At 44.0% G+C, this 10930-nt stretch carries 11 protein-coding genes; all 11 read right to left on the reverse strand.

Annotation, left to right across the window (positions count from 1 at the left end; translation table 11 throughout):
• Positions 1–2 precede the first annotated feature (2 nt).
• A complete protein-coding gene (gene fapR / locus JG770_RS01310) occupies positions 3–566 on the reverse strand; it encodes a transcription factor FapR (RefSeq protein ID WP_291954154.1) in 564 nt (187 codons plus the stop codon).
• Between the two features lie 94 nt (positions 567–660).
• Entirely contained in the window at positions 661–1377 is a 717-nt protein-coding gene (locus JG770_RS01315) for a polysaccharide deacetylase family protein (protein WP_291954157.1), read from the reverse strand.
• Positions 1378–1472: 95 nt separating this feature from the next.
• Positions 1473–3581 carry a polyribonucleotide nucleotidyltransferase gene (locus JG770_RS01320; RefSeq protein ID WP_291954160.1) on the reverse strand — a complete coding sequence of 703 codons (2109 nt, stop codon included), beginning with the start codon at positions 3579–3581 and terminating at the stop codon, positions 1473–1475.
• Positions 3582–3674: 93 nt separating this feature from the next.
• Positions 3675–3938 (reverse strand): 30S ribosomal protein S15, encoded by a 264-nt coding sequence (rpsO, locus tag JG770_RS01325; protein ID WP_291954164.1) that lies wholly within the window; start codon positions 3936–3938, stop codon positions 3675–3677.
• Positions 3939–4057: 119 nt separating this feature from the next.
• Positions 4058–5026, reverse strand: a complete 969-nt coding sequence (locus tag JG770_RS01330; RefSeq protein ID WP_291954167.1) for a bifunctional riboflavin kinase/FAD synthetase — start codon at positions 5024–5026, stop codon at positions 4058–4060.
• Between the two features lie 10 nt (positions 5027–5036).
• Complete coding sequence (gene truB / locus JG770_RS01335) at positions 5037–5939, reverse strand: tRNA pseudouridine(55) synthase TruB (RefSeq protein ID WP_291954170.1); 903 nt, start codon at positions 5937–5939, stop codon at positions 5037–5039.
• A 3-nt stretch (positions 5940–5942) separates the two neighbouring features.
• Positions 5943–6914, reverse strand: a complete 972-nt coding sequence (locus JG770_RS01340; RefSeq protein ID WP_291954173.1) for a bifunctional oligoribonuclease/PAP phosphatase NrnA — start codon at positions 6912–6914, stop codon at positions 5943–5945.
• A gap of 2 nt (positions 6915–6916) precedes the next feature.
• Complete coding sequence (gene rbfA, locus JG770_RS01345; protein ID WP_291954174.1) at positions 6917–7285, reverse strand: 30S ribosome-binding factor RbfA; 369 nt, start codon at positions 7283–7285, stop codon at positions 6917–6919.
• 5 nt (positions 7286–7290) lie between these two features.
• Entirely contained in the window at positions 7291–9669 is a 2379-nt protein-coding gene (infB, locus tag JG770_RS01350) for a translation initiation factor IF-2 (protein WP_291954177.1), read from the reverse strand.
• Positions 9656–9940 (reverse strand): YlxR family protein, encoded by a 285-nt coding sequence (locus tag JG770_RS01355; RefSeq protein ID WP_291954180.1) that lies wholly within the window; start codon positions 9938–9940, stop codon positions 9656–9658. Before JG770_RS01355 ends, infB begins: the two co-directional genes overlap by 14 nt.
• Positions 9937–10930: transcription termination factor NusA (gene nusA / locus JG770_RS01360; protein ID WP_291954182.1), on the reverse strand; the 994-nt coding region annotated here is incomplete at its 5' end. The genes nusA and JG770_RS01355, both read right to left, overlap by 4 nt.

Genomic DNA, 10930 nt, shown 5'->3' on the forward strand with positions numbered 1-10930 from the left:
CCTCAATCGTTTTGTAACGATACTAATATGAACTTTCCTCTGAAGGCTTCATTGTCTCTCACCTTCGTTTTTACCCATACAAAGTATTTATTAGCCCTTACCCTTACCACCTCCGCTTTAGCCACCAATTTTTCCCCTGCATGAACGGGGAATTTGTATTTAATATTAGCCACACCGGTCAACGCTACAGGAGCGTCTATCACGGCAATAGCCAACGATTCGGCTTGAGCAAATATAAAATGCCCTCTAACCACCTTGGTCTTTTCAAAAGCCATCTGGCTATCGGTTTGAAGCACTGATATACCGCTTTTACCTAGCTCCAAATCTATCAATTCTCCTACTATCTCTTTACCGCTTATCGATTTTACTTTACCATAGCTTTCAGCGGCCAGCTCACGTATGCGTTGTCTAAGCTCCGGTATGCCTATCTCCATCCTATCTAAACGTATAGTTTGTATACTGACGCAAAAAACACGACTTAACTCCTCGTCGGTAAGGAACGGGTCCTGCTTTAATTTCATCAGCAACGCTGCCTGTCTTTCCTGTTTTGGAATCCCTCGGCTCACCCTACCACCTCCGCTTTGGCCTATTTGGTTTATATGCTGCTTCTAATACCTGATACCAGAATAGTATAGCATAATGCTTAACGCATGGCAAGTGTCAACCGGATATTACATCCCCTACACAACCTATATTGAGACCGCGGCTTTTAAGTTCCCGTATCATTATAGGTAATGCAACTAACGTATCTCTGGTGGGATGCATCGATATTATATCTCCATTTCCGGCTTTATTCAGCACACGTTCCACTATGGCTTGATAGCCATCGCTTTGTAAATCCATGGTATCTATGCTATATATTATAGTTCTATAACCCAAACTCTCGGCCAATCGAAGCACTTGTCGAACATAATCGCCGTAAGGTGGAGAAAATAACGTTGTTTTCAAACCGGTTATATCTGCTATAGTGCTTTCAGTATCCAGAATTTCCTTTTTATTTTGCTCCAATGAAAGCTGCGTCGGCATATCATGATTAAAACCATGATTGCCTATCTCATGGCCTTCAGACACCATCTGCATTAATAGATCCGGATGCTGCTTGGCCCAGCGACCGGTTACGAAAAATGTAACTTTTATATCGTTGTCTTTAAGTATTTTCAACATAGGCGGTATGTATTCGGCACCGTCCGCCACACTGCATGCAAAAGCAATCAGTGGCTCCGATACATCGCCTTTGTAGATCGGCGTATTTGCATAAGCGTTGAATACAGCCTCCGGTTTGCGGTTTACCACCATCGTCAGCAAAGCTACCAATAATACAATTATTATTATATTTATCCAAAAGCTGTCTTTTATACGAAGATTGCAGACCTTCATTTCTAATCACCCTGTCTCATTTATATGATGGTATTACCATATTCAGCAGCCAGAGTGATTATAACAAAAAACATAAACCTTAAAGGTTTATGTTTTCATGAATTCCCATCCCGTCTTTCTTTTGGATTATCTTTAGTTTCCTCACCAAGCACTGCTTTATGGGACAGGTTTATCCGTCCTTGTTTGTCTATATCGGTAACTTTGACCAATATTTCATCGCCGACCTTGACCACATCCTCAACCTTAGCAACGTGTTCCTTTGACAGCTTGGATATATGAACCAATCCTTCTTTCCCGGGCAATATCTCTACAAAAGCACCAAAAGGCATTATTCTGGTCACTTTGCCAAGGTATACGTCGCCGGCTTCCACATCTTTAACGATGCCCTCTATTATACGCATGGCTTTTTTACCGGATTCGCTGTCTGGCGCGGCGATATATATCGTGCCGTTTTCCTCTATATCTATTTTTGTACCCGTATCGGCTATAATTTTATTTATGACTTTACCGCCGCTGCCTATAACCGAGCGTATTTTATCGGGATCTATAGTCATGGTCATGATTTTGGGTGCATATGGCGATACCTCTTTGCGCGGCTCGGATATAACCTCCAGCATCTTGTTCATTATGAACATGCGCCCTTCATATGCTTGTTTCAAGGCAGCCTCCAATATGGATCTATCTATACCTTTTACCTTTATATCCATCTGTATGGCGGTCACACCATCGGCTGTACCTGCCACCTTAAAATCCATATCTCCAAAAAAATCCTCCAGGCCTTGTATATCGGTCAGTATAGCTACTTTATCGGATTGCTCATCCTTCATCAGGCCCATAGCCACGCCGGCCACCGGGGCTTTTATAGGGACGCCGGCATCCATAAGAGCCAGTGTGCTACCGCATACGCTAGCTTGAGATGTGGAACCGTTAGAGCTCATCACCTCCGAAACCAGCCTTATAGTATACGGGAATTCCTCTTGAGATGGTATCATGGGCTCCAATGCCCTTTCGGCCAGCGCACCGTGACCTATCTCTCTACGTCCCGGTCCGCGCATCATTTTAGCCTCACCTGTGCTATAAGGCGGCATGTTATAATGATGTATATAGCGCTTGCTCTCTTCCAGGCTCAGATCATCGAGCATCTGTTCGTCTCCGGGCGCACCCAATGTGGCTATGGTCAATACCTGGGTTTGCCCTCTGGTAAACAAACCGGAGCCATGGACCCTGGGTATAAGACCGACTTCGCACGATATAGGCCTTATTTCGTCTAATTTTCGTCCGTCAGGCCGCGCCCCTTCAGTAAGGACCATCTTGCGAACACATTCTTTTGTTATATTATAGACCGCTTCATCGATCTCGGCTTCACGCTCCGGAAATACCTCGGCAAAATGCTCGAATATAATTTCTTTAACTTTATCCATCTGATCCTCGCGTCCTTGCTTATTATTGGAACGCACAGCCTCAGATATCATATCAAAAGCGTATTCTCGTACTGCCGTTTCTATTTCGGGATCCACATGATGCAATTCAGGCACATTCTTCGGAATACCCACTTCAGACACGATCTGCTCCTGAAATGCCACCAACTGTTTTATATGCTCGTGCCCGAACATAATGGCTTCCAATATTTTATCTTCCGGCACTTCATTAGCGCCGGCTTCGACCATCATTATGGCATCCTTTGTCCCCGCTACGGTCAAATGAAGCCTGCTTTTCTCGCGCTGAGCAGCGTCAGGATTAATGACCAGTTCGCCATCGACCAGTCCTACTAATACTGCCCCTATAGGACCTTCGAAGGGTATATCGGATATACTCAAAGCAGCCGAAGCACCAACCATAGCCACCACATCCGGCAACACATCCGGTTCCACAGACAACGGCATGGCAACCACCTGCACGTCATTTCTATAACCCTTTGGGAATAACGGCCGTATAGGTCTATCTATCAGCCTTGATGTCAATATGGCTTTCTCTGTGGGTTTACCCTCTCTCTTTATATAGCCGCCTGGTATCTTACCGACAGCATATAACTTTTCTTCAAAGTCTACACTTAACGGAAAAAAGTCTATGCCTTCCCGCGGTTCTTTAGAAGCCGTAACCGCCACAAATACGGTGGTATCGCCGTATCTGACCAATACAGCTCCGTTGGCCTGTTCAGCCAGTTTGCCGGTTTCTATTATCAACTTTCTTCCGGCAAGTTCCATTTCAAATTGTCTATACAGAAAATTTTCCTCCTTCCATATCGAGCCGTCCTTTGACCGTCTTTAATGAATAGAGCGGGAAAGCCCCGCCCATAATTATTTTCTGAGTCCCAAACGGTCTACTATGGAACGATAACGCTCAATATCTTTATCTCTGAGATAGTTTAAAAACCTACGCCTCTGACCGACCATTTTGAGCAATCCTCTCCTGGAATGGTTGTCATGCTTATTAATCCGCAAATGCTCGGTCAAATGATTGATTCGCTCTGTCAGAATAGCTATTTGCACCTCTGGTGAACCGGTATCATTCTCGTGCAAGCCATAGGCCTTTATTATCTCCTGTTTCTTGGCCTTCTCCATGTATACACCTCCTCTTTTTTTGGCACTTATGCCGTAATATAATCTCCATTGAACAGAGGATAACGTCGAGGAATCGATATCCCCAGCTCATGGTTAACAATAGTATATATCATTTTTCATCAATTAACAATATATTTTTTTGGGTCTGAAGGTGTTCTGTCAAAATTTCTAAGGACTTGTCTTGCCATATCGATATCCTCGCGTATTTGACGGGCAAGCCGTTCCGGATTGGAAAACAGCATTTCATCGCGCAAGCGGCTTATAAATCGTATTTCCAGTTCCTGACCATACAGTTGTCCGTCGTAATCCAATATATGAGTTTCTATACTTATGTGCGTGTCATTGAATGTAGGCCTTGTCCCTATATTGGTAACAGCCTTCCATGTGCCATCCATACCGCTTATAACCGCTTCAGTGGCATAAACGCCGCTACGAGGCACCACCACCCCGGGATCGGGTGTCAAATTGGCAGTGGGAAATCCAAGCTTATGGCCCATCTTATGACCTGCATGAACCTCCCCGAGCAACGCAAACGGCCTGCCTAAATAACGCGCCGCCTCTTCCACACATCCGTCATTCACCAAACGGCGTATAAGACTGCTGCTAACCGTTACGCCGTTCACCTTTACCGGCGGCACTATTACGACGTCTATGCCGCGCTTTTGTCCTTCGTCCTTCAATAATTGCGCATCGCCCTGGCCTTTATAGCCGAAGGTAAAATCAAAACCCACTATCACCGATTTTACATGATACAGGCCAAATAAAATGTTATTTACAAATTTATCGGCCGGTATATCGGCAAAAGCTTTATTGAACTCATTTAATATTATATAATCTATGCCATATTGGCGTAATACGCTCAATTTCTGCTTATTATTCATCAGCAAGGCAGGTGCTTTATCCGGACATAATACATTTAGCGGATGCTTGTCGAATGTATATATCGCCGATGCGCATTTATATGATAATGCCTTGTCTTTCAATATCTTAATAAGCTGCTGATGCCCCAAATGTATACCATCGAACGTACCTATAGCCATAGCTAATGGCTCTTCGATGGTATCGCTGCCTGATGCTATCATATCCATCTCTATCCTCTTACACAAAAACTCTGATAGGTTTCACGCATTTGCCGGTATCTTGTTGACTCAATCGGCCCAATGCTAAAAATTCATCGTTATAATATATCTTTACTATATCTCCTATGGACAAATCCTGTGGCACATGTTCTACGTGCAATTTATAAAGGCTGCTGCCGTTCAATGTGCGCTCATATCCTTCACGGTTGACATATATAGAATCAAACACAACAAGCGCTTTATCTATAGGTATTATTATATCTTCTAACGCGCCTTGCCGGTACATCTGTTCTACCATATCAAGATCAACAGAGTCTTTTATATGGAAATTAGCTACCTGCGTGCGCAAAAGATAAGACATATGCGCTCCACAACCCAGTTTTTGGCCGATATCATGGCATAAAGTGCGTATATAGGTGCCTTTCGAGCACCTCACCTTGAAAAGCACTCGATCGGGAAATTGTATATCTAAAATCGATATATCATATATCTCTATATCCCTCGGAGTACGCACAACGCTTTGCCCTCTCCTTGCTAATTTATATAAAGGCACACCATCATGCTTTATCGCAGAATACATTGGCGGCACCTGCTGTTGTTTGCCCTTGAAAGAATATACGGCATCGTATATATCGTCTACATCAACATTTACAGGCCGTTGTTCCGTAACCTGCCCTGAAGCATCCTGGGTATCGGTAACTACGCCAAGCGTCATTTCAGCTATATATACCTTCTCGCCATCGACTATGTATTGCGCAACCCTTGTGGCTTTGCCCAGGCATATAGGCAATACGCCTGAAGCATCGGGATCCAAAGTACCGGCATGGCCAACCTTAAGCGGTTTTAATCTGCGCCTCAATGTTATTACTACGTCGTTAGAGGTCATGCCGGCAGGCTTGTACATATTTATGATACCGTCCATGGTTTAAACCTCCGCAACCTTGACAATCGGCTCAAGCTCTTTTAACACCATTTCAACAGCTTCATCCATAGATGCCGATATAGTACAACCCGACGCCTTCTTATGCCCTCCCCCGTTAAATTTTGCCGCTACGGCATTAACATCGACATGATTTTTAGAGCGAAGGCTTACTTTTATGCGGCCGTTATCCATTTCCTTAAAAAGCAGTCCTACTTCTGCGGTATCTATATCTCTCGCATAATTCACCAAACCATCGCAATCGGCATCGTCGGCTCCGACATCACGCAACATGGCCATGTCAACTTTAATAAAAGCTATACTGCCACCTTCACAAACCTGTATAGTGTCCAGAGCTTTAGCTAATAAACGCGTCCTCTGTAAAGAGCGTTTATTAAACAGTTCATCGTTAAGCCAGTTAGTATCCACGCCGCAGTTTATAAGGTCGCCGGCTATTTCATGTGTCGCCGATGTTGTGTTATCATAAGAAAATCGTCCTGTATCGGTAACAATGCCTGTATAAAGGCATGTGGCTACTTGTTTATCTATGTCCGCACCTGTAAGCCTTATAAGTTGATATATGAGTTCTGCGGTTGCGGCCGCCGTAGTATCCACCATATTATAACGGGCATAAGATGTATTGCTTATATGATGGTCTATGTTGACCGTATAGGTGGCTTTTGAAAATATATTATTACAATCGCCCAAGCGTTCCCTATCACTGCAATCTATAGCCAGCACCGTCGTGATATCGGCGTCCGATTCATTCGAACGCCTTATAACATCAGCGCCCGGCAAAAAGGCGTAAGATTTAGGTACAGGATCCGAACAAAGGCACACCACTTGTTTACCTTTCTGCCGCAATGTTAACGCCAGGGCCAGCGATGAACCCAGCGTATCCCCGTCCGGCATTATATGCGATATTAAAGCTATCTTATCGCTGTTTTTCAATAACCTTACTATGTCGGAAGCTACCATATTTATTGCTCCTCATGCCCTGGCTTATTGGTATTTATATCATGTAACAGCTTGGATATATGCACACCGTATTCAATAGAAGTATCGCGAACGAATATTATCTGCGGTGTATACCTAAGCCTTATGCGCGAGCCAACTTCTTTGCGTACAAAACCAGTCGCACTATTTAAGCCGTCAAAAGCGTTTTTTACTACATCTTCATCGCCCAATACGCTCACATAAACCTTGGCATATTTGAGATCACTGGTTACCTCAACCTTTGTGATGCTTGTCATCATCGGGACGCGAGGATCTTTTAATTCGTTTCTTATAATATCGCTGATCTCGCGTTTGAGTTCTTCCGATATGCGAGCCAGCCTCGAAAACTCCATGTAAATCAACCTCCTTGTTTTTCTGGTTCAATCTCTTGTTGAGCATATGCTTCTATTATATCTCTTTCTTTTATATCGTTGAACCGTTCTATTGTAATGCCGCATTCATAGCCGGCAGCAACCTCTCTGGCATCATCCTTAAACCGTTTGAGAGAAGATATTTTACCCTCATACACTACTATACCATCCCGAATTATACGGGCATCGGCATTACGGGTAATCTTTCCGTCGGTTACATAGCATCCTGCTACGGTGCCTACATTGCTTATCTTGAACGTTTCTCTAACCTCGGCGTGCCCCAGCACCACTTCCTCATAGCGTTTTGCCAACATGCCCTTCATAGCTGCCTTAATATCATCTATGGCATCGTATATTATTCTGTACAATCTTATATCTATATTATCCCTGGCAGCAGCCGTTTTAGCGCCGGGCTCCGGTCTGACGTTAAAACCTATTATAATGGCATTAGACGCGGAAGCCAATAATACATCGCTTTCGGTTATAGCCCCTACGCCGCCATGGATAACGTTGACGCGCACTTCATCATTGCTCAGACGCTCTAAAGCCTGTCTAACAGCTTCTACAGACCCTTGCACATCGGCTTTGACTATTATGTTAAGGTCTTTTATCGCGCCTTCTTTTATCTGATTGAATAGATCATCGAGTGTTAAACGCTGATTGTGCTTCACTTGTTCTTCTTTTATAGCATTCTTGCGTTCATCCACTATTCTTTTGGCCAACGCTTCTTCTACCACATAAAATTTGTCGCCGGCACTCGGAACATCCGAGAAACCCAATACCTGCACAGGCATAGCCGGACCGGCTTGATTTACCCGCTGACCCTTATCATTTATCAAAGCCTTAACCTTGCCATAAGTAAGACCTGATAGTATAACATCGCCCACATGCAATGTGCCGTCTTGAATCAGTGCCGTAGCCAGCGGGCCCATGCCTTTGTCCAACTGCGCCTCTATTATGGTCCCATATGCCGACCGGTCTGGATTAGCCTTAAGTTCCTGCATGTCGGCTACCAGTAATATCATTTCCAACAATGTATCTATGCCTGTTTTTGCTTTGGCCGAGACAGGAACGCATATGGTATCGCCACCCCAGTCCTCAGGTATAAGGTCATATTCGGTTAATTGCTGTTTTATACGATCGGGATTGGCTCCCGGCTTATCTATCTTGTTTATAGCTACTATAATCGGCACGCCTGCCGCCTTGGCATGATTTATTGCTTCTACAGTTTGAGGCATGACACCGTCGTCAGCCGCTACCACCAATATAGCTATATCGGTTACCTGCGCCCCTCTGGCTCTCATAGCTGTAAACGCCTCGTGGCCAGGCGTATCCAAAAATGTAATCCATCTATTGTTTATTTGCACCTGATAAGCACCTATATGCTGGGTTATGCCCCCGGCTTCCTGCTCGGTAACGCGTGTAGAGCGTATAGCATCCAAGAGAGAGGTTTTGCCGTGATCAACATGGCCCATAACGGTTACTATAGGAGGCCTTGGCACGAGCTTGGTCAGATCGGACACATCGGTCTTTTCAAGCTCCAGCAACAGTTCTTCGTTATTCTTTTCATCTTTGCGCTCCAATACTACACCGTATTCCGAAGCCACGAGAGATGCCGTATCAAAATCTATTTCATCGTTTATAGTAACCATTATGCCTAGCTTCATAAGCGACTTTATTATTCCGGCAGCCGGCTTACCAATTTTCTCCGATAAATCTTTTACAGTTATAGAAGCACCTACTACTATAGGTTTATCGTTTTTAGGTATATCAATACCTTTCATCGCATTATTTTTAGCGCCTTTTTTAGCAGGCTTTCTGGTTTTCTTTATTATAGGTTCATCGATGACCTCCTCAACATGTTCGATACCCTGATAACTCTTGATTATCTTGCGGCTATCTATTATATTATCGTCATCCGTTTTAACCCGTTCTTTTACTTTTTCTCCGGCATTATGGGATGGTGCAGGTTTTGGTTTCTGCGCGGTTTTGCGTCGCGCAGCCTTTTCTTTTTCCTCCAGTACTTCTGACTCGGGAGTTTCTTTACGCAACTTTTCAAGCGATTTATCCAGGTTGTTATCGCGTCTGGCAGGCTGAACCTGTTGCTGCCGCTTATTGCGTTCCATTGTACCCTGCTGTACCGGTCGGGTTTCGCTCCTGTTGGGGCGCTCGGATCTAGCAGCTTGTCCCGAAGCTCTGGCCGCTTCCGGGGGTTTTTGTTCCTCGCGCTGTATATCCTGCTGTTTTTGGGCTAATACAGCCTCATATGCTTTTATTTCGCTCTCCAGCGAATTCGCCATCTTCATCAAGACCCCTACATTATGCTTCAATCGTCTTTCATCTTGGTATACGCTACTTTTTGCCATCGGCAACTACCTCCGTATTAGAATATCTTTCCAAATCTTCGTAAACGCTATCCTCTATTTTAACTTTCAATGCTCTATCTAAAGCCCTGTTCCTGTGAGCCTTCGATATGCATTGGATATCGGCGCAGATATAGGCGCCTCGTCCTGCCGCTTTGCCGGTCGGATCTATGCAAACGCCGCCTTCGTTATTTCTTACCACTCTTATAAGCTCCTTTTTAGGCTTGGTTTGCCTGCATACCACACAAGTCCTCTCCGGGATTTTTCTCATCATTTTGTTTCATTCACCTCTTGTTGTTCAGGCGTTTTTATATCTATCTTCCACCCAGTCAGTTTAGCAGCCAATCTTGCATTCTGTCCTTCTTTGCCGATTGCTAAAGATAACTGATTCTTAGGCACTATAACCCGCGCTGATTTCTCTTTTTCATTTAATATTACTTCTAGTACCTTAGCCGGGCTCAATGCATTGGCTATAAATCGCTCAGGCATAAGACTCCATTCAACTATATCTATGCGTTCGCCTCTCAATTCGTTCATTATAGTCTGGATTCTAGCTCCTTTCGGTCCTATACATGAACCTATAGGATCTATTTTGTCATATTTGGAATAAACCGCTATCTTTGATCTATGCCCCGCTTCCCTTGCTATGGCGCGTATATCCACTATACCATCATGGATCTCGGGTATCTCCAATTCAAACAAGCGCTTTATTAAGCCAGGATGACTGCGAGATACCACTACATTGGGAGATTTACCCCCTTTTTTGGTTTCCAGTATATATACTTTCAAACGGTCGTTTACCTTATATATCTCATTCGGCACCGTCTCATTCATGGGCATAATACCTTCTATTTTACCTAAATCCAAATATACGTTTTTTCTATCGAGGCGCGCCACTGTAGCCGTCAAAATCTCGCCTTCTTTTTCGGAATACTCATCCAATATTATGTCTTTTTCCACCTCATGTATTTTTTGCAATACTATATCTCTGGCGGCTTTCGCTGCTATGCGCCTGAAATCCTTAGGCGTAACCTCAATATTTATTACATCACCCAATTGTACATCAGGCCTTATATCTCTGGCCTCATACAAATCTATCTCAACAGCAGAATTTTTTACATCTTCCACTACTTTTTTAGACGCATAGACCTTTATATCACCGCTATTGGCATTTATATCGACGCTTACATTATTAGCCGTACCGTAATCCTTCTTATAAGCCGATAAAAGCGCCGACTGTATAGCCTGCAATAACACATCCTTA

It is taken from the genome of Mahella sp. (assembly GCF_020054945.1).
GTDB lineage: Bacteria > Bacillota > Clostridia > Mahellales > Mahellaceae > Mahella.